The sequence below is a fragment of the Mycobacterium sp. ZZG genome, from assembly GCF_054786995.1.
Window position 1 is genome coordinate 1 of the sequence record NZ_JBTBFV010000034.1, and the last position, 26,312, is coordinate 26,312.

The following is a 26,312-nucleotide window of genomic DNA, read 5'->3' on the forward strand; positions in this document are numbered from 1 at the left end:
GGCTGTCGTTGGATCAGGTCGGGGCGATCGCCGAGGGCGCGGGGAGGGGTTCGGATGCCCATTATGCGCAGTTGGCCGCCAATGCCACGGTCAGCCAGTTGCGGACCGCGATCAGCGTCGAAGCCCGCCCCCAACCCCAGCCCGACCCCGAACCCGACCCCGACCCCGAGCCTGAGCCGGTGTGTGAGCCGGTGCCGCAGCCGTCGCTATCCAAAACCATCGACGGGGAGTTCGTGTGTTGGCGGATCAGGCTCCCGCTGCTGGAGTCGGCGAAGTTCGAAGCGGCCCTGAAGGCACACCATGACGGGTTGATCGCGCAGTGGAAACGCGACGACACCACCAACCCCGACACCGACCACGACAGCGGTGACCGCGCTGGCGGATACGGCCGCGGCGACCGTGACGGGCATGGCGACGGCGATGGGCGGGGCCTGTGGCGCTCGCCGATCCCGACGGCCGGTCATGCGTTTATGGCGTTGGTCCAGGCGGGCTGGGATGTCGAGGCCGCGCGCCGCCCGCACGGTGCGCACACCACGGTGGTGGTCCATGTCGATGTCAAAGACCAGATCGCCGCCCTGCATCTGGGACCGCTGCTTTCGGCCGAGCAGCGCCGCTACCTGAGCTGTGATGCCACCTGCGAGGTGTGGTTCGAACGCGACGGAATCCCCCTCGGGGCCGGGCGCACCACCCGCACCATCAGCCGCCGGCTACGCCGTGCGCTGGAATACCGGCACCGCAGCTGCGCGGTGCCCGGCTGCGGGGCCACCCGCGGGCTGCACGCCCACCACATCGAGCACTGGGAAGACGGCGGGCAGACCGAGCTGGACAACCTGGTGCTGGTCTGCCCCCACCATCACCGGCTGCACCACCGCGGAGTCATCACCATCACCGGCCCCGCCGAGCGGCTTCGGGTCACCGACAGCACCGGCCGAGACCTCAAACCCGGATCCCTGGCCCGCCCACCCACCCAACCCCCACCAGCGGTGACGCCCTACCGCGGACCCACCGGCGAACGCATCAGCTGGCGCTGGTACCCCACCTACCAACCCCCACCACCCACCACCAACTGACCTGGCCTCCTCCCGCCGGGACCTATGGCGATCAAACCGGTGTCGCGGCTCGGACCTGCATCGCTGCTCGCCCGAGCGATGGATCAGTTACCTGTGACGGGCGCCGTTCGATCCCGACAGCCCGAGGGCTGTCGCGGTGACACGCGTGATGCGGCAGCGGTCGGCTGCAGACGCGTCGGTGACCGGTTACAGGTGCTTGGTCGTCGGCTATTGAACGGGGCAGGCGTACTTGCGGGCGACCTCCATCACCCGCTGCTGCGCGCCGGGACCGATGACTCCTTGAGCAGCCAACTCCAAACCGATGTATCCCGGTATGCCGCCCACGCACGCCTGGTGAGCAACACGCCACGCGGTGTCCGGATTCAGGTTGTAGCCGTTTCGCTGCAGACCTTGCATATAGCCGTCGAACTCCGGCGTGCCCTGCTCCGGAATCGCGTACGCCGTGCCTGCCGTGGCGATTGCGACGGCCACCGCTGCGACGACAGGTGCGATCACACGTCTCAACGTCATCTCTCCTCCGGGCTCTGCCGCCGTTATCGCCTACACGTTCGCACAATCGACCCGGTCCAGATCCCGAAACGGCTGTTGCCGAGTTTGCGCAACGTGTACGTCCAGTCGGGACGATCCGCATCAGAGATGCGTCGACGTACGGCTTCGATATCCAGAGGCATTCCGATTTCGCGGTGGGCTTTATCAGCCACCGACGGTTCGCAGCACCGGCTTCGGGGAAGCCGAGAGTCGCGTCGTCCTAGACTGGCCGCGTGGCGAAACTGCAGTTGGTTCAGGAGCCGGCGGCCGATGCTCTGCTGGAAGACAATCCGTTCGCGTTGCTGGTTGGAATGCTCCTCGACCAGCAGATCCCGATGGAGGTCGCGTTCGGCGGTCCGAAGAAGATCGCCGACCGGATGGGCGGATTCGACGCGCAGTCGATCGCCGACCACGATCCCGACAAGTTCGCCGAGCTGTGCGCGCAAACGCCTGCGGTGCATCGGTTTCCGGGTTCGATGGCCAAGCGGGTGCAGGCCCTGGCGCAGGTGATCGTCGATGAGTACGGCGGCGACGTGACGGCCTTGTGGTCCGACGGAGCCGACGGGGCCGACGTGCTCCGCCGGCTCAAAGCGTTGCCCGGCTTCGGCGAGCAGAAAGCCAAGATCTTCCTGGCGCTACTGGGCAAGCAGTACGGCGTCACCCCGAAAGGCTGGCGGACCGCGGCCGGCGACTACGGCAAGGCGGGCACGCACATGTCGGTGGCGGACGTGACGGACCCCGGCTCGCTGCAGAAGGTCCGTGCGTACAAGAAGGAAGCCAAGGCCAAGAACAAGGAAGCGAAGGCGGCGAAGGCCTAGTTTCTCCTGCTCGGCGGGGCGCTCTCACACCGCGGCCGAATCACGACCTGTGTGCGGCTTCGGCGGAACCAGGGACGTCCAGAGCGGCCAGGTCGGACAGGATCCCGGCGACCACGCGTCCGGTCGAGGTGGCGGTGTCGAGCCCGTTGCGCAGGCAGCGCAGCGTGATCCCGCGGCGAGTCAGGTCGGTCACCGTCTGCGCCACCTCCGCCGCGGACCGTCCCAGCCGTTCGATCGTCACCACGACGACGACGTCGCCGGAGCGCGCGTAGGAGAGCAGCGCCACCAGTCCGGCCCGCATCTTCTCCACCGAGCCTGCGGTCTTGTCGGTGAAGATCCGGCGCGGATCCACGCCGACCGCAGCGAGCTCGGCGAGTTGCTCGTCGAGGTCCCCGTTCGCGGCCGTGGCATAACCCAACGTGACCGTCACCGTTCCAAGGTCTCACCTCGCGCGGGCGCCGTCACAGAGACTCGCCGTCGAACCTCTCGCGGGTTGCGAACTCCGCGACGGGCCTGCGCGTCAGCTTGCTGACCTGACGCTGAGGTTTGCCCAACGGCAGCACCGCGGCGACGGCATAGTCGTCAGGAATGCCCAGCAGCGCCTTCACCTCCGGTTCCTCGGCGACCGCCATGGTCGTCAGGACGCCGCCGTAGCCTTCGTTGCGGGCGGCGAGCAACACGTTCCACACGAACGGATACACCGACGCCCCGGCGACCAGACCAATCCGGTCGAGGTTCTGGTCGATCGCCGCGACCACGCCGAGATCGACGCACACCACCAGTACCACCGCCGCGCTGCGCAGCGGGGCCGTCATGTCGGCCGGCACCTCGGTGGCCGCGACCTGCTCTTCACTGATCTCCATGGGGCGCAATGGGTTCCACGGCCCTTCGCCGTTGCGCTTCTGGGCGACGTAACGTCGTGCGCCAGTCGCGCTCCGCGCCGCGAGCGCTTCCCGCGTGTTCCGGTCCCGGACCGCGATCACATGCACGCCCTGCCGGTTGCCGCCGCTCGGGGCGAACCTCGCGTTGTCCAGGATCCGGTGCAGCACGTCGTCGGGCAGCGGGTCCGCGGTGAACTGCCGGACCGCTCCGGTGGTGCGCATGACGTCGTAGAGGTCCATGTTGACGATCTTGTCTCATCGCCCGCCGGCGGCTGTGTCAAAGTGAACCCATGAAGACTCATCTCAACTGCCCCTGCGGCGAAGCGATCACCGGTAAGGACGAGGACGACCTCGTGGAGCAGGCCCAGAAGCACCTGTCCGAGGTGCATCCGGGTCGCGACTACGACCGCGAGGCGATCCTGTTCATGGCCTACTGATCCACGCCCCTGCGCGGCGCAGCGGGGTCAGGGGACGACGGTGGAGCCGATCGTCGGCATGAACTGGCACTGCTTCTCGGTCGTGGTGACCTGACCGAAGATCGTCGACATGATGCTGCCCGAACCGGTGTCGGCGATGGCGGTCAGCGTCGTCGGACCGTTGGGGTTCATGTCCGGGCGCGGCTTGAGGGTGACACTGCCGGACTTGCCGGTGGTCAGGTTCACCCATGTCGCATTGAGCGGCAGCTTCTGCTCGGCCGCCGGGCCGGGCGTGCCGATCGCGGTGAACACATACGCAGTCTGGCCGGGGCCGGGTCCGGGCAGCGGGATTGTCGCCGGGCCGGCCACCGAGATCGCGGTTGCGAGCACATTGCCGCCGTCGGCAAGGCAGCCGTTGCTGATGGACGGATAGAGGAAGTCCTGCGTCACCGGTGCGTTCGGGCCGAGCCCGGGTGCAGCCGCCGGAGCACCAGGGGCGGCGGGGGCGGCGGGTGCGGCCGCGGGCTCCACCGGCGCAGCGACCGGCGTGGCCACCTCGGGTGCGGGAACCGGGGCAACGGGGGACGCGGGTCCCGGCGGCGTCGGGACCGCGGCCGGCGCGTGTGCCTCGGGCAGCGCGTGCGGCACGGCCTCGGGGGCTGGGCCGACGACGTGGGCGGGGTTGACGCCGGCGGGTAGGTGCGCCTCGGTACCCGGTACGGCGCCGGTCGCCGGGACGTGCGCGACGGGCTGAGCGACGAACTGATTGACCGCTGAGGCCACATCGCGCGACGGCTGCGGCGCCGCCATGTCCCCGGCGAACACGGCGGCGGCCGCCATCAACATCGATGCCGCATTGGTGGGATCAGAAGCCGCCTGCTGGATCACCGGCCCCAGGCTCTGCACGGCGGGCAGACCGGGGGCCTGCGACCCGTCAATCGGTGGCGGCGCCGCCGGTTCGGCGTGCGCCACCCCGGTCACGCCCATCGTCAGCAGCAGCGCGGATGAGCACACCGCCAGCTGGGTGGTGAGCTTCGTCGGGCTTGCTGACATGAGCCGGGTCGTAGGCATGATCCCCCAATACATCGGTGGTTTCAGATGGGTCGAGCTCGTTCAGTCGGTCACGGCAGGGCCGAGAGCGGGGTGAACAGCGGCGGTACCGGAGCGGGAGCCGGCGCTGCGGCCGCGGGTGCGGCGGTGACCGGTGCCGTCGCGCCGGTCGGCAGCAGACCGGCCAGCGATGTCCCGCCGGGCAGCAGCGAGGCCAGGCCGCCGGGCACGCCGAGTGAATCGGTCAGGCCCGACAGCGGTGACGCGGGCGCGGCCGCCGGCGCGGTCTGCGGGACCGTGGTGGTGTTGCCGACCGGCACGGTGGTCATGTTGCCGCCGGGCAGAGCGGTCGCGCCGGGCAGCACGTTCGCCGGCTGAGGCAGGTTGATCGACGCGGTCGCACCCGGACCCGAGACCGGGGTGGCGGGCGTGGTGGACGCCGTCGCGGCCGGAGCGGTGCCCATCATGTTGGCGAAGCCCTGCATGATCTGCGTGGCGGCGGCCGGGTTGGCGGCCAGCTGCTGCAGGAAGGGCAGGCCCGGCACCTCGGGAGCCGGCGCGGGGGCAGGCGCAGGCGCCGGTTGGGCGGAGGCGGAGGCGCTCAGCGCCACGGCAGCCGACACCGCCCCGGCCGCTGCGATCATCGATGTTGCGAACAGTTTCCGGGTGCGGTGCATGAAAGTTCTCCCATTCCGTCGGTGGCGCTTGATGGAGGCCGCGAATGACCGAGAAAGACACTGACGGCACGCCTGCACCCGAAGCTAGCCTGTTACTAGAGTTACTCAAGTGACAAGTGTGGCATTTATGGAACTGTTACGGAGGTGAAGGCGGACGGTGACCGCTCGCTAGAGTCGGTCGAATAAACACCACCGAATGCGCCACCGGGGCGACCGATCGGCTACGGGCCGCGGCGCCCGCGCTGTTGGTCCTGAGCGTCGCGCTGCGCCTGGCGTGGACCTACCTCGTGCCCAACGGCGCCAACTTCGTCGATCTGCACGTGTACATCGGCGGCGCCGCCGAACTCGACGGACCAGGCACGTTGTACGACTTCGTCTACGGCGAGCAGACGCCGGACTTCCCGCTGCCGTTCACCTATCCGCCGTTCGCGGCGGTGGTCTTCTTCCCGCTGCACCTGCTGCCGTTCGGCGTCGTGGCGTTCGCCTGGCAGGTCGGCATCATCGCCGCGCTCTACGGCGTGGTGCGGCTGTGTCAACGGCTGCTGTCCCCGGAATCGGCGCCCGGCGACCGGCGTGTCGCGATGCTGTGGACCGCCATCGGCATCTGGACCGAGCCCCTGCGCAGCACCTTCGACTACGGCCAGGTCAACGTGCTGCTCGTGCTCGCCGTGCTGTACGCGGTCTACACCTCGAAGTGGTGGCTGTCAGGTTTGCTGGTCGGGCTGGCCGCCGGCGTCAAGCTGACGCCGGCGGTGGCGGGGCTGTACTTCGTCGGTGCGCGGCGCTGGGCCGCGGTCTTCTGCTCGGCGGCGGTCTTTCTCCTCACCATCGGCGTGTCGGCGCTGCTCGTCGGGGAGCAGACGCGCGTGTACTTCACCGAACTGCTCGGCGACGCCGACCGGGTGGGCCCGGTCGGGACGTCGTTCAACCAGTCGTGGCGGGGCGGGATCTCGCGGATTCTCGGTCATGACGCGGGCTACGGCCCGGTCGTGCTAGCCGGGATCGTGGTCACGGCGGCGCTCGCGCTGCTGGCGTGGCGGGCCATCGGGGGTGCCGACGACCGGCTCGGCGCCATCGTCATCGTCGAGTTGTTCGGTCTGCTCCTGTCGCCGATCTCGTGGACGCACCACTGGGTGTGGCTGTTGCCGCTGATGATCTGGCTGCTGCACGGCCCGCTGCGCGACCGGCTCGGCGCGCGTGTGCTCGGCTGGGGCTGGCTGGTGTTGACCCTGGTCGGCGTGCCGTGGCTGCTGAGTTTCGCTCAGCCGACCATCTGGGTGATCCCACGGCCGTGGTACCTGGCGTGGGCAGGCATGATCTACATCGTCGCCACGTTGACGACCCTGGCCTGGATCGCTATCCGAGGATCCCGTCGATATCGCGAGCCATCTGCAGGTCCTTGTCCGTGATACCGCCTTCCGAGTGCGTGACCAATGCGAAAGTTACTGTGCGCCAGCGAATGTCGATGTCGGGATGATGGTCCTTGGCCTCCGCGTGCTCGGCGACCCGGCGGACGGCGTCGATAACGTCCAGGAAAGTCGGGAACTTGACGGATCGCCGCACGGTCCCCTGGGCGCGCTCCCAGCCGTTGAGCTCCGGCAGTGCGGCGTCGACCTGTTCATCGGTTAACACAGCCATGCCCACGACGGTATACCGTCTGGCGCAATGTCGAACGTGATCGTGGTGGCCGGTGCGCTCGTCGAGGACGGGGCGCTGCTGGTCGCCCAGCGCGCCCGCCCACCGGAGCTGGCCGGGCTGTGGGAACTGCCGGGCGGCAAGGTCGCACCGGGGGAGAGTGACGAGGCCGCGCTGGCGCGTGAGCTGAACGAGGAGCTCGGTGTCGATGTGACGGTCGGCGCCAGGGTGGGAGGCGACGTCGCCGTCAGCGCGACGATGAGTCTGCGCGCCTACGTCGTCACGCGTACCCGCGGCGTCGTCGCACCCCACGACCACCATGCGCTGCGCTGGGTGCGCGGCGACGAGATCGAGGGCCTGGCGTGGGTGCCCGCCGACCGGGCGTGGCTGCCCCACCTGATCCGGTTGCTCGGCGGCGCCGTCGCATGACGGGTCTCGCGGCGCGGCGGGAATGAGGCGGGAAGTGGTCCCGTCGAACCGCCGTCAGTAGCGCAGGCGGTCCCCGGCGACGCGGACGTCGGCCCGGGCGTCCGGGTGGGCGATCGCGTGGATCGGGTGGGTCAGCACTGGATGCCGGCAGTGCGGGCACGATGCCTGAGCGCGGTTGGCCGAGCTGAAGGTCAGATGCCGACACTCGCTACATCGCACGACGTAGAACGCGCCGATCCAGTTGGCCAGCCCCAGGAAGATCGCCAGCGTCGTCAAGGTCGCGAGCACCGTGATGAGAACGATGGTGAGCACCGTATAAACCGTCATGACCTACCTCCAACAAAGACGTCTGACGGGTGCCTTTCACGGTACGCCTGGCCCGGCGTGAATCCGGCGGAATCGGAGGCGAATCCGCCGCTCAGGCCTTCCTGGCCCGCTTGTAGACCTTCTCGAGTTCTTTGCCCCGCAGGCCGTTGAGTTCCGCCTTGCGCACCTTGTGAACCACCAGTGGGCACCGCTTGCACCGCGGTTTGCTGCGGCAGCATTTCTTCTTGGGCTTGACGCCGGCGAGCTTGGTGGCTTTCACGTGACGGGAATCTCTCGTTTTCGCGATCGGTGCACTGCACTGCGACAATCACCGGCGTGAATTCTCGTCCGGACTTTCGCAACGTCGCCATTGTGGCCCACGTCGACCACGGCAAGACCACCCTGGTCGACGCCATGCTGCGGCAGTCCGGTGCGCTGAGCCACCGCGGCGATGACGCGATCGAACGCCTGATGGATTCCGGTGACCTGGAAAAGGAAAAGGGAATCACCATCCTGGCGAAGAACACGGCCGTCCACCGGCACCATCCCGACGGCAGCATGACGGTCATCAACGTCATCGACACCCCCGGTCACGCCGATTTCGGCGGTGAGGTCGAACGCGGCCTGTCCATGGTCGACGGCGTCGTGCTGCTCGTCGATGCCTCCGAGGGGCCCCTGCCGCAGACCCGTTTCGTGCTGCGCAAGGCACTGGCCGCGCACCTGCCCGTCATCCTGGTCGTCAACAAGACCGACCGCCCCGACGCACGCATCGCGGAGGTCGTCGAGGAAAGCCACGACCTGCTGCTCGACGTCGCCTCCGATCTCGACGAGGAAGCTCAGGCCGCCGCGGAGAAGGCTCTCGACCTGCCCACGCTGTACGCCTCGGGCCGCGCCGGCATTGCCAGCACCACAGCGCCGGCCAACGGGGAGAACCCCGACGGTGAGAACCTTGACCCGCTGTTCGACGTGCTGCTCGAGCACATCCCGCCGCCGCAGGGCGATCCGGAGGCGCCGCTGCAGGCCCTCGTCACCAACCTTGATGCGTCGGCCTTCCTCGGCCGCCTCGCGCTGATCCGCATCTACAAGGGCCGCATCAAAAAGGGCCAGCAGGTCGCGTGGATGCGCGATGTCGACGGCCATCCCGTCATCACGAACGCCAAGATCACCGAACTGCTCGTCACCGAAGGTGTGGAACGCACGCCCACCGACGAGGCCTTCGCCGGTGACATCGTCGCCGTCGCCGGCATCCCGGAGATCATGATCGGCGACACGCTCGCCGACCCGGACCACGCGCACGCACTGCCGCGTATCACCGTCGACGAGCCCGCGATCTCGGTGACGATCGGCACCAACACCTCGCCGCTGGCGGGCAAGATCTCCGGTCACAAGCTCACCGCCCGCATGGTCAAGAACCGCCTCGATGCCGAGCTGGTCGGCAACGTGTCCATCAAGGTCGTCGACATCGGCCGCCCCGACGCGTGGGAGGTGCAGGGGCGAGGTGAGCTCGCGCTGGCCATCCTCGTCGAGCAGATGCGCCGCGAAGGATTCGAGCTGACCGTCGGTAAGCCGCAGGTGGTCACCCAGACCATCGACGGCAAGCTGCACGAGCCGTTCGAAGCGCTGACCATCGACAGCCCGGAGGAACACCTCGGCGCCATCACCCAGCTGATGGCCGCGCGCAAGGGCCGCATGGAGCAGATGACCAACCATGCCGCCGGTTGGGTGCGGATGGACTTCATCGTGCCCAGCCGTGGCCTGATCGGGTTCCGCACGGACTTCCTGACGCTGACCCGCGGCACCGGCATCGCCAACGCGGTGTTCGACGGATACCGGCCCTGGGCGGGTGAGATCCGGGCCCGCCACACCGGGTCGCTGGTGTCCGACCGCAGCGGCCAGATCACGCCCTTCGCCATGATCCAGCTCGCCGACCGAGGCCAGTTCTTCGTCGAACCGGGCCAGGAGACCTACGAAGGCCAGGTCGTCGGGATCAACCCGCGCGCCGAGGATCTCGACATCAACATCACCCGCGAGAAAAAGCTGACGAACATGCGGTCCTCCACGGCCGACGTGATCGAGACGCTGGCCCGCCCGCTGGAGCTCGACCTGGAGAAGGCGATGGAGTTCTGCGCCGAGGATGAGTGCGTCGAGGTCACCCCCGAGATCGTGCGCGTGCGCAAGGTCGAGCTGACGGCATCGCTGCGGGCCCGGGCCAAGGCGCGCGCCAAAGCGCAGGCAAACAGCTGACCCCGGTGGACCGTCCGCCCCTGGCTACCCTGTAGAGCATGCTGACGACCCTGCGACGCGTCAGCGCCGGTGTCAGCGCGATCGGCATGACGTTGGCCCTGGTCAGCGGCTGTACGGTGAGTCCGCCGCCGGCGCCGCAGAGCACCGACACCACCGAGGTGACCCCTCCGCCGCCGATGAAGGCGACCCAGATCATCGTGGCGATCGATTCGATCGGGCCGGGCTTCAACTCTCATCTGCTCTCCGACCAGTCTCCGGTCAACGCCGCGATCAGTTCGCTCGTGCTGCCCAGTTCGTTCCGCCCGATACCCGATTCCCGGACCCCGACGGGTTCGCGCTGGGAGATGGACACCTCGCTGCTCGAATCAGCGGAGGTCACCAGTGAGAACCCGTTCACGGTCACCTACAAGATCCGGCCCGAGGCGCAGTGGACCGACAACGCCCCGATCGGCGCCGACGACTACTGGTATCTGTGGCGGCAGATGGTGAGCCAGCCCGGCACCGCCGACCCGGCCGGCTACGACCTCATCACCGGTGTGCAGTCGGTCGAAGGCGGCAAGACGGCCGTGGTGACGTTCTCCCAGCCCTACCCGGCGTGGCGCGAGCTGTTCAACGACATCCTGCCCGCCCACATCGTCAAGGACGTGCCCGGCGGGTTCGCCGCGGGGCTGGCCCAGACGCTCCCGGTGACCGGCGGGCAGTTCCGGGTCGACACCATCGACCCGCAGCGCGATGAGATCCTCCTGGCACGCAACGACCGCTACTGGGGCAAACCCGCCACTCCGGATCTGATCCTCTTCCGTCGCGGCGGTGCACCGGCCGCACTGGCCGATTCGATCCGCAACGGCGACACACAGGTCGCCCAGGTTCACGGCGGATCGGCGGTGTTCGCGCAGCTTTCGGCGATCCCGGATGTGCGCACCGCGCGGATCGTGACCCCGCGGGTCATGCACCTGACGCTGCGGGCGCAGCAGCCCATGCTCACCGACCCGCTGGTCCGCAAAGCCGTACTGGGCCTGCTGGACGTCGACCTGCTCGCCGCCGTCGGCGCCGGCGACGACAACACCGTGACACTGGCCCAGGCCCAGGTGCGCTCACCCTCGGACCCCGGCTACGTCCCGACCGCACCGAAGGCGATGACGCGCGAGGAGGCGATCGCGCTGCTCTCCGAGGCCGGCTACCAGATCGAATCGGCTCCGGCGCCCGAGCCGCTCGAGCCGCCTGCGCCGGCTCCGCCGGACAACAACCGCGGTCAACTCACCAAGGACGGTCAGCCGCTGACGCTGGTCCTCGGTGTCGCCGCCAACGACCCGACGTCAGTCGCCGTCGCCAACACCGCCGCCGACCAGCTGCGCAATGTCGGCATCGCCGCATCGGTGTCGGCGCTGGACCCGGTCACCCTGTACGGCGATGCGCTGGTGGACAACAGGGTCGATGCCGTGATCGGCTGGCACCCGGCCGGGGGAGACCTCGCGACCTCGCTGGCCTCGCGTTACGGATGCCCGGCGCTGGAGGCCACCCCGGTGCCGACCACCCCGGGAGCGCCGGCACCCACCTCGGAGACACCGGAGACACCGGATCCGTCACCGACGGGCACGGCCCCGGCACCGATCGGCACCACCCCGGGGCCGACCGGCACGATCCCGACGCAGACCCCGACGCAGACTCCGACCCAGGCCTCCGACACCGACCGGCTCGTGCAGGCACCCAGCAACATCACCGGCATCTGCGACCACAGCATCCAGCCGAGGATCGACGCTGCGCTGCGCGGTGACGCCGACATCGCCGACGTGATCGCCGAGGTCGAGCCGAGGCTGTGGGAGATGGCCACGGTGCTGCCGATCCTGCAGGACACCACGATCGTCGCCGCCGGCCCGAGCGTGCAGCACGTCAGCCTGACCGGCGCGGTCCCCGTCGGCATCGTCGGCGACGCCGGCAACTGGGTCAAACTTCCGCAATAGCCGCGGGCTCATTTCGCCGACGCAGCACCGCGAGGACGTACGCCGCGTAGGCGCCGACAGCGAACACCAGCAGCAGCCACAGCGGGGGACGGGCGAGCTCCCAGACGAACAACGCCGCGAACAACGGCGAGCGCTGCGTGATCGCCAGCACGCCCGCCGCGCAGCTCAACGACACGACCGCCACCGGCAACTGCGTTCCCGTCCACTGGTTCACCGCCAGCGCCACCAGCGAGCCGGCGGCCGCGCCGGTGGCCAGCGCGGGCGTGAGCAGACCGCCGACGGCGCCCGCACGCAGGAACAGCGTCGTCAACAACGGTTTGAGCAGCAGGATCAGAGCCGCCGAGGTCACCGTCAGCCCGGTGTTCATGCTGACCTCCAGGATGCTGCGGCCGTTGCCGGGTAACTCGGGAAGCCAGATCGAGCAGACGCCGGTCAGCAGGCCGGCCGCGGCGATTCCTGGAATCACCTTCCAGGACTTCAGTTTCAGCGTGGGGGCGGCGTGCATCAGCCGGTCGAACGCCAGGCCCGCCGCCACCGCCACCGGAGCCATCGCCAACGCCAGAAACCCGAGCAGATAGGACAGGCGGGCATCAGGCCAGGACAGCGGATGCTCCAGGTGGGTCACGGGCGCGGCGACCAGGACGGCGATGCTCGACGTGATCAGCGCGGTGCCCAGCGCGCGCGGATGCCAGGTGCGCAGCACGATGCCGGCCGCGAAAATCGCCCCGCCCAACGGCACGCTGTACACCGCGCCCAGCCCCGCGCCGGCCGCGCACGCCAGCAGGATCTTCCGGTCCGCCGCGGTGAGCGCGAGCCGGGAGACGGCGGTGTCACTCCACGCGGAGGCGAGCTGCCGCGGCGCACCCTCACGGCCCAGCGAGGCCCCGGAACCGACCAGCAGCACCTGCAGCCCTGCGTCAGCCGTCGCCGTCAGCGCAGCCCTGTCCCGGCGGCGCCGCAACGCCCACCACCCGCAACCGGCCAGGGCGCCGCCCAGCATCGGGCCGACGGCGCGGCGAATGTGGTTGCTGCCCTCGATACCGCTGAGCAGGGTGCCGAAGCTGTAGTGGTAGGTGAGGTACTCCACCGCGTGCAGCAGCAGCGTCGTGGCTGCGCCGGCCATCCCCGCGATCACACCGACGACGACAACGGCGCACCCGAACTGCACGGCGCGGCGGTTCACGAGCCGAATGTATGACAGGCCCGGCAACCGCGACGGCGAACGGGTTGGCAAGCTGGACCGAATGGAGACCCCGCGCCTGCTGTTCGTCCACGCCCACCCCGACGACGAGACCCTCGCCACGGGGGCGACGATCGCGCACTACGTCGGTCGCGGTGCGCAGGTGCAGGTGATCACGTGCACCCTCGGGGAGGAGGGGGAGGTCATCGGTGACCAGTGGGCGGGGCTGGCGGTCGACCGCGCCGACCAACTCGGTGGCTACCGGATCGGTGAGCTCACCGCCGCGCTGGCCGAACTCGGCGTCGACCGGCCGCGCTATCTGGGTGGGGCCGGTCGTTGGCGGGACTCGGGCATGGAGGGCACACCGGCCCGGCAGCAGCAACGGTTCGTCGACGGCGACGTCGCCGAACAGACCGCCGCGCTGGCCGCCGCGATCGACGAATTGCGCCCGCACGTCGTCGTCACCTACGACCCGAACGGCGGCTACGGACATCCGGACCACATCCACGTCCACCGGATCACGACGGCGGCGGTGGAGGCCGCGGCGTGGACTGTGCCGAAGCTCTACTGGACGGTGACGTCGGCGTCGGCGCTGACCGCCGGACTGGCCGCCCTCGGCGACGTGCCGGCCGGATGGATCCGGGTGTCCGCCGATGACCTGCCGCTGGTCGGCTACCCGGACGACGAGATCGACGCGGCCGTGGAACTGAGCGCACACACGCCGGCGCGGATCGCCGCGCTGCGGGCGCACGCGACGCAGGTCAGCGTCGCACCGGACGGGCGTGCGTTCGCGCTGTCGAACAACATCGCGCTGCCGGTCGACTCCACCGAGTACTACAAGCTGGCGGCGGGAACGGCCGGTGACCGTGACCACCGCGGCTGGGAGACGGACCTGCTTTCCGGGCTGTCCCTCGGTTGACGCCGCGTTGCGCGGGGTAAGCTGCCCGCAACCCAGCGCGCGGAAGGGAAGCACATGGACCCGGATCTGGATCCCAACCTGCAGCATTGGCAGGATCGTCTCGACAGCTTCCAATGGGTGGTCGGCTCGCTGGTTTCGGTGCTCGACAGCATCCCGACCTGAGGGCGCCGGCCTCGCCGGCCCCGGGCCGGCTTCGCGTGGTTGTCCTGGTGTTACTCGCCCTCGACGGCGTGCTCTCGGCCTTGATGGCCGTCTTCTTCCTTCCGCTGCGCATCGGTGGGGTCCCGTTCCCGGTCAGCGCGCTGCTCAGTGGACTGCTCAACGTCGCGCTGGTGTGGGCCGGGCTGCAGTGGACGACGGCGCCACGGCTGGCCGCTCTGCCCCTGTGGACCTGGCTTGCCACCGTATTCCTGTGCATGGCCGTCCGGCCCGGCGACGACATCGTCTTCGGCGGGACCGGGATCATGGAGTTCGGCACCGTCTTACTGGTCGTGCTCGGGGCGCTGCCGGCGGCGTGGTTGTTGACCAGGCACCCGCCCTCGGCGGGGGCGGGCACCGCCGGCCGCTCGGGGTGACTACTGTGATCCCTATGTCACGCGGACTGCGGACACATGGTGTTTCAGAGAGTGAGACGCGAGGATGATCCGCGACAATGCCGGGGTTATAGGGAAGTGGCTCTGAACACCCAGCGCGGTTCTGATCTGCCCAGCCCGATGGTTCCCCCGAAGGCCGGCGCGCCCAGCCCTGCCGCGTTGCGGCGGGTATTGAGGCGGGCCCGTGACGGGGTGGCTTTCAACGTCGACGAGGCCGCGATCGCGATGACCGCGCGTGGTGAGGATCTTGCTGACCTGTGCGCGTCGGCGGCGCGGGTGCGCGATGCCGGTTTGGATGCCGCCGGACGGCGGGGCGCGACGGGCCGGCTGCCGGTCAGTTATTCGCGCAAGGTGTTCATCCCGGTCACGCATCTGTGCCGGGACAAATGCCACTACTGCACGTTCGTCACCGTGCCCGGCAGGCTGCGCGCCGAGGGCCGGGGCATGTTCATGGAGCCCGACGAGATCCTCGACGTCGCCCGTCGCGGTGCCGAGTTGGGCTGCAAGGAAGCGCTTTTCACGCTCGGGGATCGCCCCGAGGACCGCTGGGACGAGGCGCGGCAGTGGCTCGACGAGCGCGGTTATGACTCGACGCTGGACTACGTGCGCGCGATGGCGATCCGGGTGCTGGAGGAGACCGGGCTGCTGCCGCACCTGAATCCGGGCGTGATGTCGTGGTCGGAGCTGTCCCGGCTCAAGCCGGTGGCCCTGTCGATGGGCATGATGCTGGAAACCACCTCGCGACGGCTGTTCGAGACCCGCGGGCTGGCGCATTACGGCAGCCCGGACAAGGATCCCGCGGTGAGGCTGCGCGCGCTGGACGACGCGGGACGGCTGTCGATTCCGTTCACCACCGGGCTCCTGGTGGGTATCGGTGAGACGCTGACCGAACGCGCCGAGACCGTGCACGCGATTCGCCGCTCGCACAAGGAGTTCGGCCACGTCCAGGAAGTGATCGTGCAGAACTTCCGGGCCAAGGACCACACCGTCATGGCGTCGGTCCCGGACGCCGGACTGGAGGATTTCCTGGCGACCCTCGCGGTCACCCGGCTGGTGATGGGCCCGAAGGTGCGCATCCAGGCCCCGCCGAATCTGGTGTCGCGGCAGGAGTGTCTGGCGCTGATCGGCGCCGGCGTCGACGACTGGGGCGGGGTGTCGCCGCTGACCCCCGATCACGTCAACCCCGAACGGCCCTGGCCCGCGCTCGACGAATTGGCCGAGGTGACCGCCGAGGCCGGATTCGATCTGGTGCAACGCCTGACCGCGCAGCCGCAGTACGTGCAGGCCGGAGCGGCGTGGATCGACCCGCGGGTGATGGGACACGTGGCGGCACTGGCCGATGCCGACACCGGGTACGCCCTCGACGTCAATCCGGCGGGTCGGCCCTGGCAGGAACCCGATGAGGCCACCGAGTCGCTCGGCCGTACCGATCTGCACTCGGCGATCGACACCGAGGGCCGGCGCACCGAGACCCGGTCGGATCTGGGCAGCGCATTCGGTGACTGGGAGTCGATCCGGGCGAAGGTCTCCGAGCTGGCTTCCCGGGCGCCCGAGCGGATCGACACCGATGTGCTGGCCGCGCTGCGCTCGGCCGAGCGGGACCCGGCAGGCTGCTCCGACGACGAGTATCTGGCGCTTGCGACGGCTGACGGTCCTGCCCTGGAAGCCGTTACCGCGCTGGCAGATTCGCTGCGACGCGACACGGTCGGTGACGACGTGACATTCGTGGTCAACCGCAACATCAACTTCACCAACATCTGCTACACCGGCTGCCGGTTCTGCGCGTTCGCCCAGCGCAAAGGCGACGCGGACGCGTACTCGCTGTCGGTCGACGAGGTCGCCGACCGCGCGTGGGAGGCCCACGTCGCCGGTGCCACCGAGGTCTGCATGCAGGGGGGCATCGACCCGGAGCTGCCGGTCACCGGCTACGCCGATCTGGTCCGGGCGGTCAAGAAGCGCGTGCCGTCGATGCACGTGCACGCGTTCTCGCCGATGGAGATCGCCAACGGGGTCACCAAGAGCGGACTGTCGATCCGGGAGTGGCTGACCAGCCTGCGCGAAGCCGGCCTGGACACCATCCCCGGCACGGCCGCCGAGATCCTCGACGACGAGGTGCGCTGGGTGCTCACCAAGGGCAAGCTGCCGACGTCGATGTGGATCGAGGTCGTCACCACCGCGCACCAGGTCGGTCTGCGGTCGAGCTCGACGATGATGTACGGCCACGTCGACACCCCGCGGCACTGGGTCGGACATCTGAATGTGTTGCGCGACATCCAGGACCGCACCGGCGGTTTCACGGAGTTCGTTCCGCTGCCGTTCGTGCACCAGTCCTCGCCGCTGTACCTGGCAGGCGGTGCGCGGCCGGGGCCCACCCATCGGGACAACCGTGCGGTGCACGCCTTGGCGCGGATCATGTTGCACGGCAGGATCTCTCACATCCAGACCAGCTGGGTCAAGCTCGGCGTCGAGCGCACGCAGGTGATGCTGCGCGGCGGCGCCAACGATCTCGGCGGCACCCTGATGGAGGAGACGATCTCGCGGATGGCCGGTTCTGAGAACGGCTCGGCCAAGAGCGTCGCCGAACTGGTCGCGATCGCCGAGGGCATCGGCCGCCCGGCCCGCCAGCGCAGCACCGACTACACCCCTCTCGCCGCCTGAGAGCGCGGCACTCGGCCCCCGGCACTCAGTAACGCGGGCGCACGCTCGGGGACATGCGCGCGGTGACACGTCGGGCTGGTAGGACGGAACCATGAAGCTGCGACGGGTGATCAAGGACGGCAGGCTGGAGTTGCAGTTGCTTGCGGCCGACGGCTCCTGGGTGCGCGCCGAGGGCCCGTCGCCGTTCGGCGGACGCGTGTTCGACGCCGAATGGGAGACGGTCGCCGCCCAGCGCCACCATGAGCTTTCCGGGCACGTCCTGCCCTTTCAGCCGGCGTCCTTCCGCGACTTCATGCTCTACGAACACCACGCGATCGATGCGGCCCGCGGATTGGTGCGCCGCTTCCATCCGGGGCAGGCCCGTGCCGCCGGGGTGATCGAGAAGCTGACACGGAAGCCGTTCCCGCTGTTCAAGCCGAAGCCGCTGTTCTACCGGCAGCCGATCTACTACATGTCCAACCACCTGAGCTTCGTGCCCTCCGGTACGCCCGTGGCGTTCCCGTCCTACTCGGCCGCGCTGGACTTCGAACTCGAGCTCGGTTTCGTGCTCGGGGCGCCGCTGCACAACGCGACCCCGCAGGAGGCCCTCGACGCGATCGGCGCCTTCGTCGTCGTCAACGACTTCTCCGCTCGGGACGTCCAGCGCAGCGAAATGGCCAGCGGGCTGGGGCCCCAGAAGGCCAAGCATTTCGCGTCGTCGATGTCGGCCGTGGCGGTGACCGCCGATGAGATCCTGCCGCTCATCGATTCGCTCACCGGAGCGGTGTCAGTCAACGGAACCAGGATCGGCACGGTCAGCACCCGCGGCATACAGTGGTCGATCGGCGAACTGCTCGCTCATGCCTCTCGCGATGAAAGACTCTATCCGGGTGAGCTTTTCGCGACCGGCACGCTGCCCGGGGGAAGCGGCATGGAAACCGGCCGCTGGTTGCGGCCGGGCGACCGGTTGACCCTGACGATCGATCAGATCGGCGACATCAGCCACCGGATCGAGGAGTGAACGCTCAGGTGATACCCACTGCGGCAGTGGGTATCACCCTTCTGGCCTCAGGCCTGCCTGGCGGCCTCGATCTCGAGGGTGATGATCACCTTGTCGCCGACGACCGCGCCGCCGGTCTCCAGCGGCATGTCGATGTCGATGCCGAAGTCCTTGCGGTTGAGCACGGCTGACGCCTCGAATCCGGCGACCTCGCCGTTGCCCATGCCGGGGTTCACGCCGTTGAACTCAAGCGTCAGCGAGATCGGGCGCGTGGATCCCTTGAGGGTGAAATCGCCGTCGAGGACATAGTTCTCGCCGTCGGGGCGGACAGCGGTGGAGACGAAGGTCGCCGTCGGGTACTTGTCGGTGTCGAAGAAGTCGGCGGACTTGAGGTGGGCGTCGCGCTGCTCGTTGCGGGTGTTGACCGAGTCGACGGCGATCTCTGCGCGCACCGACGGGATGCCGTCCTCGCCGACGGTGATCGCGCCGCTGAACGTGTCGAACGACCCCCTGACCTTGCTGACCATGAGATGGCGCACCGAGAAGTTGATCGACGAGTGGACGGGTCAATGGTCCAGGTTCCGGCGGGCAGTGCGGTGGTAGCGGTAGTGGTCATGGGTGTCTCTTTCCTCGAAGTGGGTCGGTGTGGTCCGACGCGTACATCCGAGTTAAGCGGACTATGGTCCGAATTCATTCCCGCACGCCCGGCACGCCGGCCCGAATCTTCGGAGTCCGCCGCGGCGTGGGGTACTAGGCGAGCGGTATCTGCGACGTTTAGTATCAGTAACCACGCGCAACCCCTACCCGGGGCGGCGAGTAAGTTAGGGCACACTGAGACAGGCGTCCAACAACCGGCAGGGATACTTGCTGAGTTGGCCGCGGCTCGGCTGAGCCCTGCCTAGACAGCAGCCCCACTGGACAGGTAGTTCGAGAGGACTAGGAGTAGTTCGTGACGTACGTCATTGCTGAGCCCTGCGTCGACGTCAAAGACAAGGCGTGCATCGAGGAGTGCCCTGTCGACTGCATCTATGAGGGCGCACGCATGCTGTACATCCACCCGGATGAGTGCGTCGACTGCGGCGCCTGCGAGCCGGTGTGCCCCGTCGAGGCCATCTACTACGAGGACGACGTCCCGGATCAGTGGAGCGGCTACACCCAGATCAACGCCGACTTCTTCGCCGAGCTGGGCTCGCCGGGCGGCGCCTCGAAGGTCGGTCAGACCGACAACGATCCCCCAGCCGTCAAGGACCTGCCCCCGCGGGGCGAGGACTGAGCGACGTCCGTGTCTGCCCGCCGGCCACGGAAGTCGGCGTCCCTGCCCGTCTTCCCGTGGGACACCCTGGCTGACGCGACAGCGACCGCCCGGGCACATCCCGGCGGGATCGTCGACCTGTCCGTCGGGACCCCGGTCGATCCGGTCGCGCCGGTCATCCGCGACGCGCTGGCCGCAGCGAGCGCGTCGCCGGGATATCCGACGACGCATGGCACCCCGGCGCTCCGCGGGGCCGCGGTGTCCGCGCTGGAGCGCAGGTACGGGATCACCGGGCTCTCGCCGGTGGCGGTACTTCCGGCGATCGGGACCAAGGAACTGATCGCGTGGTTGCCCACGACGCTCGGCCTCAGCGCCGGCGACATCGTGGTGGTGCCCGAGCTGGCCTACCCCACCTACGAGGTGGGCGGGTTGCTGGCCGGTGCGGCGGTGGTCCGCGCGGACTCCCTGACCCAGCTGGGCCCGTTGGTGCCCGCGCTGGTGTATCTGAACTCGCCGAGCAACCCGACCGGCCAGATCCTCGGGATCGACCATCTGCGCAAGATCGTCGGGTGGGCTCGGGAACGGGGAGTGCTGATCGCCTCCGACGAGTGCTACCTCGGCCTCGGCTGGGACGCCGAGCCGGTCTCGGTGCTGCACCCGCAGGTCTGCGACGGCGACCACACCGGGTTGCTGGCCGTGCACTCGCTGTCGAAGACGTCGTCGCTGGCCGGTTACCGGGCGGGTTTCGTCGCCGGTGACCCGGCGGTGGTGGCCGAATTGCTGGCGGTGCGCAAGCACGCCGGCCTGATGGTGCCGACGCCGATCCAGGCGGCGATGGTGGCCGCGCTCGACGACGACGCCCATGAGCTGGAGCAGCGCGCGCGTTACCGGCGCCGCCGCGATGCGCTGCTGCCCGCGCTGCGGTCCGCCGGATTCACCGTCGACCATTCCGAGGGCGGGCTGTATCTGTGGGCCACCCGCGGCGAGCCGTGCCGCGACACCGTGGCGTGGCTGGCGGGCAAGGGCATCCTCGTCGCGCCCGGCGAGTTCTACGGGCCGCGCGGTGCCCGACACGTACGGGTGGCGCTGACCGCCACCGACGAGCGCATCGCCGCCGCCGTCGAGCGGCTCGGTTCTGCGGCCGGATCGTAGACCGAGCCTGAGGCCGGCGCGTCAGATCAGGCGCACACCGCCTCGGGTGAGTCGGGCCCTATCCGTGCGAGTTCGTATCGATCCGCGTTGGCAGCGGCGCGGCCGAACGTTCCGTCGCGCGCAGGCCCAGGGCCAGCACCAGCCGCTCGTCGGGGTCGTTCAGCGAGGTGCGCAGCAGTTTCTCCACCCGGCGGATGCGGTAGCGCACCGTGTTCGGGTGCACGTGTAAGCACGCGGCGACGACGGCGATGTCGCCGAAGCCGTCCAGGTAAGCCTGCAGCGTCGAGGCCATCAGTGGATCCTCGGCCCGCAGCCGCCGCACCCGCGGGTCCACCAGCCGGCCCTGGGTCGCGATGTGCGACACGATTTCGTCGAGCAGCACCGTCGGACGCGCCTGCTCCAGTGAGGTGACCAGACCGAATGCGCCGGGGTGTCTTTCGGCGCTGTCGAGCACTCGGTCGACCTCGGCCCGGACGGTCGCCGCGGCGGCCAGCCCCGGCAGCGGGGCGGTGACCGCACGCACCTGGAATCCGAGTTCTCGCGCCAGCGTGGACACCACGCCGTGCGCCCACGACGACAGCACCTCCGTGGCCCGCAGTTCGGGGAACAGCACGTACACTCGGTCGCCGGCCGCCGCCACCTGGGCATCTGGACGAAAAGCACTGGCGCTCAACGCCAGAACGTCCGTGGGCGGCGGTCCGCCGTGGCGGTGGAACCCGACCAGCGCGGCGCGTCCGTCGGCGGGGATGCCGAGCTCGCGGGCCAGCGCGGCGACGTCGTCGACGGCACCAGCTGCCACGCCGAGCAGCTGGTGCACACGCGCCGTGTGCTGGGACGGGGTCGCCGCCAGCCGCGACATGATCCGCGCCGCCAGCACCGCGCCGCCGCGCAGGATCTCCTCGGCGTCGTCGGCCCACGGGGCGGACCCCTGCTGCAGCCAGATGGTCCCCGCGAACCGCGGCGAGTGCGCCGGGTCGGCGGGCAGGTGGATGCCGGCGGCCAGCCGCGGCCTCAGGCCGAGCTCTGGACGTTCGGCGACGCGGACCACGTCGGGACCCGACCGCAACGCGTCGAAAATGCCCCACTGCCCGATCCATTCGAGATGCTCGGGCGGTCCGGCACGGCCGAGGATCGTCAGCCGGCGCAACTCGTCGGCTTCGTCGCTGGCCGAGTAGGCCAGCATGTGGCTGTCGGCGTCCTCGATGCAGACCATGCCCCGGGTCCGGTCGGCGATGGACTGTGCGAGGCCGAACAGGTCGGTGCTCGAGTCGCGCAGCGGGTCGCCGCGATCTCCGTGGTGTTCCAGGGCGTGGTTGACCAGACGGTACAGATGCTCCCAGCGGGCACAGGGGTCGACGGTGACGACGGCGGTGCCGAGCGCGGCCGCGCGGGCCACCGCCGCAGGGGTCGGCTCCTTGACGAAGATCGCGACCGGCCGGTCGGCATGCTGTTCCAGCCAGCACAGCGCCTCGGTGTCGGACACCCCGAGCAGGAAGAACAGGTCGGCCGATCCCGGGCCGACGGCCAGCCCCAACCTGATGTCGTCGGCGTCGACGAGCGCGACCGAGCTCACGGGCATGTCCAACCCGCGCGGTGCCTCGATCAGCGTGACCATGGTCCGATCCAGCGCCAGCAGCAGCTGGCCGAGGCCGAGACCTGCGAGCGTGGACACCATCGCCGCTCCTTTGTCCGATATCACCATCGAGTGTCCCACCGGTTGTCCATTCGGCCATCGATTTCGTGGGTGGAGTGGACCAGTCTCACGTCATGAACCCCATCACCGCCATCACCGATGTGCCGATGCCGGCCAACGAGCCGGTGCACAACTACGCCCCCGGATCCCCGGAACGTCATCGACTGGAGGACGCGCTGTCCGACCTCGCGGCGGAGCCGGTCGATCTGCCCCATGTCATCGGCGGGGAGCGCCGGATGGGTGCCGGCGCCACCATCGAGGTGGTCCAGCCCCACCGGCACGCCGAGCGTCTCGGCCTGTTGACCAACGCCGAGCACGCCGACGCCGAGGCCGCCGTCGAGGCGGCTGTCGCTGCCAAACCCGGATGGGAGGCCACCCCGTTCGACGAACGCGCCGCGGTGTTCCTGCGCGCGGCGGACCTGCTCGCGGGCCCGTGGCGGGAGAAGATCGCCGCCGCCACCATGCTCGGGCAGTCCAAGACCGCCTACCAGGCCGAGATCGACGCGCCGTGTGAACTCGTCGACTTCTGGAGGTTCAACGTCGCGTTCGCGCGGCAGATCCTGGCCCAGCAGCCGGTCAGCTCAACCGGGGTGTGGAACCGCACCGACTACCGGCCGCTGGAGGGCTTCGTCTACGCGATCACACCGTTCAACTTCACCGCGATCGCGGGCAACCTGCCGACCGCGCCCGCGCTGATGGGCAACACCGTGGTGTGGAAACCGTCGCCGACCCAGACGTTCGCGGCCTACCTGGTCATGGAGTTGCTCGAGGCAGCGGGTCTGCCGCCCGGTGTGGTCAACATGCTCACCGGGGACGGCAAGGCGGTGTCGGAGGTGCTGCTGGCCGACCGGAGGCTGGCCGGAATCCACTTCACCGGATCCACCGCGACATTTCAGCACCTGTGGCGCGAAGTCGGCGCCCACATCGAGCGGTACGACTCCTACCCGCGGTTGGTCGGCGAGACCGGGGGCAAGGACTTCGTCGTCGCGCACACCTCGGCGCAGCCGGAAGTGTTGCGCACAGCGCTGATCCGGGGTGCGTTCGACTACCAGGGACAGAAGTGTTCGGCCGCATCGCGGGCCTACATCGCGCGGTCGGTGTGGCAGAAGATGGGCGACGATTTCCTCGACGTCACCGAGTCGCTGCGCTACGGCGACATCACCGATTTGACCAACTTCGGCGGCGCGCTGATCGACGAACGCGCGTTCGCCAAGAACGTCGCCGCGATCGAACGGGCCAAGGACGCGGCCGGGGTCACCATCGCGGTGGGCGGCGAATACGACGACAGCGAAGGGTTTTTCGTGCAGCCGACGGTGCTGCTGTCCGACGACCCGGCCGACGAAGCGTTCAGCACCGAATACTTCGGCCCACTGCTGGCCGTGCACGTCTACCCCGACGAGGACTACGAGCGCATCCTCGACGTCATCGACACCACCGCCCGCTACGCGTTGACCGGCGCCGTGATCGCCGACGACCGCGCCGCGGTGCTCGTCGCCGAACAACGTCTGCGGCACACGGCGGGCAACTTCTACGTCAACGACAAACCGACCGGCGCGGTCGTCGGCCAGCAGCCGTTCGGCGGGTCGCGGGCCTCCGGAACCAACGACAAGGCCGGGTCCCCGCTCAACCTGCTGCGGTGGACCTCCGCGCGCTCGATCAAGGAGACGTTCGTGCCGCCGACCGACCACACCTACCCGCACATGGAGGCATGACCCATGGGCGTGTTCGACACCGTCGCCCGGCCGGTGATCCTGGCGGCGTCGCGTCGAGACGGGCTGCGGCGCGCCGCCGAGCGGATGCCGGTGACGCGAGAGGTGGTGCGCCGCTTCGTGCCGGGGGAGAGCCTCACCGATGCCATGACATCGGTGCGGCAGCTCCGCGAGTCAGGGCGGTTGGTGTCGATCGACCACCTCGGCGAGGACGTCGTCGACGCCGACACTGCCGGCGCGACCGTGACCGCGTACCGCGAGCTGATCGACGCATTGGATGCCCATGGTGAGACCGCCGCCGACATACGGCCGCTGGAGGTCTCGCTGAAACTGTCGGCGCTGGGCCAGGCGCTGCCGCGTGACGGCGACAAGATCGCGCTGGAGAACGCGCGCGCCATCTGCGAACGTGCGGCGCGCGCGGGGGTTTGGGTGACCGTCGACGCCGAGGACCACACGACCACCGATTCGACGCTGTCGATCGTGCGCGAGCTTCGGGTGGACTTCGACTGGGTGGGCACGGTGCTGCAGGCCTATCTCAGGCGCTCGCGGGCCGACTGCGCCGAATTCGCGGCCTCAGGAGCCCGAATCCGGTTGTGCAAGGGTGCCTACGACGAGCCGGCGTCGGTCGCGTTCCGGGACCGCGACGACGTCACCGACTCTTACCTACAGTGTCTGCGGATCCTGATGGCGGGCAACGGGTATCCGATGGTGGCCTCGCATGACCCTGAGGTCATCGGCGCGGTCCCCGGGCTGGCGCGCGAATTCGGCCGCGGCACAGACCGGTTCGAATACCAGATGCTGTACGGCATCCGCGATGGCGAGCAGCGCCGAATCGCCGAGTCCGGCAGCGCGATCCGGGTCTATGTGCCGTTCGGAACACAGTGGTACGGCTACTTCGTGCGGCGGTTGGCCGAACGGCCGGCCAACCTCGCGTTCTTCGTTCGCGCGCTGGTGGATTGACGCACTCAGGCGGGGTATGCGGCGACCGGCATGATCACCGTGCCCTTGCAGATGCCTTCCAGGATCTCGGTGCGCCACGTTCCGTACATCGTGCCGTCGGCGGTCGGGGCGTAGAACACCAGCGACCGGGCGGCGGCGTACTCACGCGGCACATCCGCGCCGCGGAAGCACTCCCACTGCCAGTTGTAGTTGAACACCCACTGCCGGCCGTCCCACGTGTACCGCGGCGGTTGGGGGATCGTCGGGTTCGACGGAGTCAGGCCGTCGGACGCGACCGCGACACACGTGCCCGCGCACGACGTGCTGAACGTGTACTGACCGCTGAAGTCGGGTTCGGGCTGGCGCGCCGCGATACTGGTGCCGAGCTTCTCGGACGCGAACGTCACCACCGTGTACCTGCCGCTCCAGTCGGGTGTCGCGGCGTCGGCGGTGGTCTCGGCGCACATGCACGCAGCCGCGACGAAAGTCGCGGAGGCAAGAGCACTACGCGCACGTCGCGCCGGCATGGCTCCCTCGCAGTCTGGTGGGTCTGGCAACACGAACGTAATTGCCCCACCCGTCAAGGTGCCTGATCGACACGGCCTGTTCGGGCACGGTTGGATCACGGCTTGGTATCGGCTTCCGTGTGCGAATGGCGTTCGCGCAGCCGGTATTCGGATGGTCAGTGACCACGCAGCAGCATCAGGGTCCAGGCTGCCAGGGTCTGGGCGTCGGTGATGATCCCGTCACGCATCATCTGCTCGACCTCGGCGCGAGCGAACCATGCACTGCGCATGTCCTGCTCCTCGTGCTCGCGCTCGTGCGGCCCCTCGCTGATACCGGTCGCCAGAAAGATCCGGCCCCGCTGGCTGCTCATCCCCGGTGCCACGTCCAGCAGCCCGATCTCGGTCATCGTCGACGCGACCAGGCCGGTCTCCTCGCGCAACTCCCGCGCGGCGAGCTCGGCGCCGTCGAGCTCGGCCTGCCCGGGGGCGGTGCCCTGCGGGAACTCCCACCGGCGCAACCCGATCGGGTAGCGGAACTGCTCGACGAGGTGGAAGCGGTCCCCGTCGCGCGGGATCACCAGCGCATAGGTCGGCTTGTCCACGACCGCGTAGATGCCGGCGCTGCCGTCGGCTCTGCAGATCTCGTCCTCGCGGATGGTCAACCAGTTGTTGCGGTACACCTCACGCGTGCCCAATGCCCGGATCGAATCCACCGCA

At 69.2% G+C, this 26,312-nt stretch carries 27 protein-coding genes and 1 pseudogene; 15 read left to right on the forward strand and 13 right to left on the reverse strand.

All coding sequences use genetic code 11. From position 1 onward, the window contains the following. Positions 1-1,070: HNH endonuclease signature motif containing protein (locus tag ACXMYJ_RS18340; RefSeq protein ID WP_460358256.1), on the forward strand; the 1,070-nt coding region annotated here is incomplete at its 5' end. Positions 1,071-1,277: 207 nt separating this feature from the next. Here ACXMYJ_RS18340 and ACXMYJ_RS18345 read toward each other — a convergent pair. Next, on the reverse strand, positions 1,278-1,580 hold the full coding sequence (locus tag ACXMYJ_RS18345) for a DUF732 domain-containing protein (RefSeq protein WP_460358258.1): 303 nt from the start codon (positions 1,578-1,580) through the stop codon (positions 1,278-1,280). Positions 1,581-1,831: 251 nt separating this feature from the next. On the opposite strand from ACXMYJ_RS18345, the gene ACXMYJ_RS18350 reads away from it, so the two are divergent. Further along, positions 1,832-2,416, forward strand: a complete 585-nt coding sequence (locus ACXMYJ_RS18350; protein WP_260754778.1) for an HhH-GPD-type base excision DNA repair protein — start codon at positions 1,832-1,834, stop codon at positions 2,414-2,416. 40 nt (positions 2,417-2,456) lie between these two features. Here ACXMYJ_RS18350 and ACXMYJ_RS18355 read toward each other — a convergent pair whose 3' ends face one another. Continuing rightward, positions 2,457-2,846, reverse strand: coding sequence for a recombinase family protein (locus ACXMYJ_RS18355; protein ID WP_460358261.1), 390 nt, complete (start codon positions 2,844-2,846; stop codon positions 2,457-2,459). 31 nt (positions 2,847-2,877) lie between these two features. After that, positions 2,878-3,537: a nitroreductase family protein gene (locus tag ACXMYJ_RS18360; protein ID WP_260754776.1), complete on the reverse strand. Its 660-nt coding sequence runs from the start codon at positions 3,535-3,537 to the stop codon at positions 2,878-2,880. A 50-nt stretch (positions 3,538-3,587) separates the two neighbouring features. Between ACXMYJ_RS18360 and ACXMYJ_RS18365 the strand changes: the two genes are divergently transcribed. Beyond that, on the forward strand, positions 3,588-3,734 hold the full coding sequence (locus ACXMYJ_RS18365; protein ID WP_082753974.1) for a DUF1059 domain-containing protein: 147 nt from the start codon (positions 3,588-3,590) through the stop codon (positions 3,732-3,734). A gap of 27 nt (positions 3,735-3,761) precedes the next feature. On the opposite strand, the gene ACXMYJ_RS18370 is transcribed toward ACXMYJ_RS18365, so the two are convergent. Further along, positions 3,762-4,766, reverse strand: coding sequence for an Rv1157c family protein (locus ACXMYJ_RS18370; protein ID WP_260754775.1), 1,005 nt, complete (start codon positions 4,764-4,766; stop codon positions 3,762-3,764). 68 nt (positions 4,767-4,834) lie between these two features. Continuing rightward, a complete protein-coding gene (locus ACXMYJ_RS18375) occupies positions 4,835-5,440 on the reverse strand; it encodes a hypothetical protein (protein ID WP_443189559.1) in 606 nt (201 codons plus the stop codon). Positions 5,441-5,622: 182 nt separating this feature from the next. On the opposite strand from ACXMYJ_RS18375, the gene ACXMYJ_RS18380 reads away from it, so the two are divergent. Continuing rightward, on the forward strand, positions 5,623-6,849 hold the full coding sequence (locus tag ACXMYJ_RS18380) for a mannosyltransferase (protein ID WP_443189562.1): 1,227 nt from the start codon (positions 5,623-5,625) through the stop codon (positions 6,847-6,849). On the opposite strand, the gene ACXMYJ_RS18385 is transcribed toward ACXMYJ_RS18380, so the two are convergent. Then, on the reverse strand, positions 6,797-7,078 hold the full coding sequence (locus ACXMYJ_RS18385) for a 4a-hydroxytetrahydrobiopterin dehydratase (protein WP_460358266.1): 282 nt from the start codon (positions 7,076-7,078) through the stop codon (positions 6,797-6,799). The two genes, ACXMYJ_RS18380 and ACXMYJ_RS18385, sit on opposite strands and share 53 nt — an antisense overlap. A 27-nt stretch (positions 7,079-7,105) precedes the next feature. Here ACXMYJ_RS18385 and ACXMYJ_RS18390 point away from each other — a divergent pair, with 27 nt between their 5' ends. Continuing rightward, the gene (locus ACXMYJ_RS18390; protein ID WP_460358269.1) at positions 7,106-7,504 is read left to right on the forward strand and encodes a (deoxy)nucleoside triphosphate pyrophosphohydrolase; all 399 of its coding nucleotides are present in this window, start codon (positions 7,106-7,108) and stop codon (positions 7,502-7,504) included. Between the two features lie 54 nt (positions 7,505-7,558). Here ACXMYJ_RS18390 and ACXMYJ_RS18395 read toward each other — a convergent pair whose 3' ends face one another. Both ACXMYJ_RS18395 and ACXMYJ_RS18400 read right to left on the reverse strand, forming a co-directional pair. After that, the gene (locus tag ACXMYJ_RS18395) at positions 7,559-7,831 is read right to left on the reverse strand and encodes a hypothetical protein (protein ID WP_260754767.1); all 273 of its coding nucleotides are present in this window, start codon (positions 7,829-7,831) and stop codon (positions 7,559-7,561) included. A gap of 91 nt (positions 7,832-7,922) precedes the next feature. After that, complete coding sequence (locus tag ACXMYJ_RS18400; RefSeq protein ID WP_260754766.1) at positions 7,923-8,090, reverse strand: hypothetical protein; 168 nt, start codon at positions 8,088-8,090, stop codon at positions 7,923-7,925. Positions 8,091-8,146: 56 nt separating this feature from the next. On the opposite strand from ACXMYJ_RS18400, the gene typA reads away from it, so the two are divergent. Together typA and ACXMYJ_RS18410 are read left to right on the forward strand one after the other, a co-directional pair. After that, on the forward strand, positions 8,147-10,054 hold the full coding sequence (typA, locus tag ACXMYJ_RS18405) for a translational GTPase TypA (protein WP_260754765.1): 1,908 nt from the start codon (positions 8,147-8,149) through the stop codon (positions 10,052-10,054). 38 nt (positions 10,055-10,092) lie between these two features. Further along, positions 10,093-12,015, forward strand: coding sequence for an ABC transporter family substrate-binding protein (locus tag ACXMYJ_RS18410; protein ID WP_260754764.1), 1,923 nt, complete (start codon positions 10,093-10,095; stop codon positions 12,013-12,015). Here ACXMYJ_RS18410 and ACXMYJ_RS18415 read toward each other — a convergent pair. Next, on the reverse strand, positions 11,999-13,198 hold the full coding sequence (locus ACXMYJ_RS18415) for a chloride channel protein (RefSeq protein WP_443187112.1): 1,200 nt from the start codon (positions 13,196-13,198) through the stop codon (positions 11,999-12,001). The genes ACXMYJ_RS18410 and ACXMYJ_RS18415 overlap by 17 nt on opposite strands. Before the next feature lie 61 nt (positions 13,199-13,259). On the opposite strand from ACXMYJ_RS18415, the gene mshB reads away from it, so the two are divergent. From mshB to ACXMYJ_RS18435, 4 genes are all read left to right on the forward strand, one after another. Next, positions 13,260-14,114, forward strand: a complete 855-nt coding sequence (gene mshB / locus ACXMYJ_RS18420) for an N-acetyl-1-D-myo-inositol-2-amino-2-deoxy-alpha-D-glucopyranoside deacetylase (RefSeq protein ID WP_443187113.1) — start codon at positions 13,260-13,262, stop codon at positions 14,112-14,114. A 113-nt stretch (positions 14,115-14,227) separates the two neighbouring features. Then, positions 14,228-14,689 carry a hypothetical protein gene (locus tag ACXMYJ_RS18425; RefSeq protein WP_443187114.1) on the forward strand — a complete coding sequence of 154 codons (462 nt, stop codon included), beginning with the start codon at positions 14,228-14,230 and terminating at the stop codon, positions 14,687-14,689. A 138-nt stretch (positions 14,690-14,827) separates the two neighbouring features. Next, positions 14,828-17,365, forward strand: coding sequence for a bifunctional FO biosynthesis protein CofGH (locus ACXMYJ_RS18430; protein ID WP_443187177.1), 2,538 nt, complete (start codon positions 14,828-14,830; stop codon positions 17,363-17,365). Between the two features lie 91 nt (positions 17,366-17,456). Next, complete coding sequence (locus ACXMYJ_RS18435; protein WP_443187115.1) at positions 17,457-18,365, forward strand: fumarylacetoacetate hydrolase family protein; 909 nt, start codon at positions 17,457-17,459, stop codon at positions 18,363-18,365. Between the two features lie 47 nt (positions 18,366-18,412). Here the strand turns inward: ACXMYJ_RS18435 and ACXMYJ_RS18440 are convergent. Further along, positions 18,413-18,960: pseudogene (locus ACXMYJ_RS18440) on the reverse strand (YceI family protein). A 333-nt stretch (positions 18,961-19,293) separates the two neighbouring features. Between ACXMYJ_RS18440 and fdxA the strand changes: the two are divergent. Together fdxA and dapC are read left to right on the forward strand one after the other, a co-directional pair. Then, the gene (gene fdxA, locus ACXMYJ_RS18445; protein ID WP_443187117.1) at positions 19,294-19,617 is read left to right on the forward strand and encodes a ferredoxin; all 324 of its coding nucleotides are present in this window, start codon (positions 19,294-19,296) and stop codon (positions 19,615-19,617) included. A gap of 9 nt (positions 19,618-19,626) precedes the next feature. Next, a complete protein-coding gene (gene dapC, locus ACXMYJ_RS18450; protein ID WP_443187118.1) occupies positions 19,627-20,748 on the forward strand; it encodes a succinyldiaminopimelate transaminase in 1,122 nt (373 codons plus the stop codon). Positions 20,749-20,806: 58 nt separating this feature from the next. On the opposite strand, the gene ACXMYJ_RS18455 is transcribed toward dapC, so the two are convergent. Continuing rightward, positions 20,807-22,423, reverse strand: a complete 1,617-nt coding sequence (locus tag ACXMYJ_RS18455; RefSeq protein ID WP_460358277.1) for a PucR family transcriptional regulator — start codon at positions 22,421-22,423, stop codon at positions 20,807-20,809. A gap of 101 nt (positions 22,424-22,524) precedes the next feature. Here ACXMYJ_RS18455 and pruA point away from each other — a divergent pair, with 101 nt between their 5' ends. Further along, entirely contained in the window at positions 22,525-24,153 is a 1,629-nt protein-coding gene (gene pruA / locus ACXMYJ_RS18460) for an L-glutamate gamma-semialdehyde dehydrogenase (RefSeq protein WP_460358334.1), read from the forward strand. A 3-nt stretch (positions 24,154-24,156) separates the two neighbouring features. Next, the gene (locus ACXMYJ_RS18465) at positions 24,157-25,110 is read left to right on the forward strand and encodes a proline dehydrogenase family protein (RefSeq protein WP_443187120.1); all 954 of its coding nucleotides are present in this window, start codon (positions 24,157-24,159) and stop codon (positions 25,108-25,110) included. 5 nt (positions 25,111-25,115) lie between these two features. Here the strand turns inward: ACXMYJ_RS18465 and ACXMYJ_RS18470 are convergent, their stop codons facing one another. Together ACXMYJ_RS18470 and ACXMYJ_RS18475 are read right to left on the reverse strand one after the other, a co-directional pair. Further along, on the reverse strand, positions 25,116-25,616 hold the full coding sequence (locus ACXMYJ_RS18470) for an Rv2253 family sensor-like surface protein (protein WP_460358280.1): 501 nt from the start codon (positions 25,614-25,616) through the stop codon (positions 25,116-25,118). A 155-nt stretch (positions 25,617-25,771) separates the two neighbouring features. After that, complete coding sequence (locus tag ACXMYJ_RS18475; RefSeq protein WP_260754753.1) at positions 25,772-26,308, reverse strand: NUDIX domain-containing protein; 537 nt, start codon at positions 26,306-26,308, stop codon at positions 25,772-25,774. Positions 26,309-26,312 lie beyond the last annotated feature (4 nt).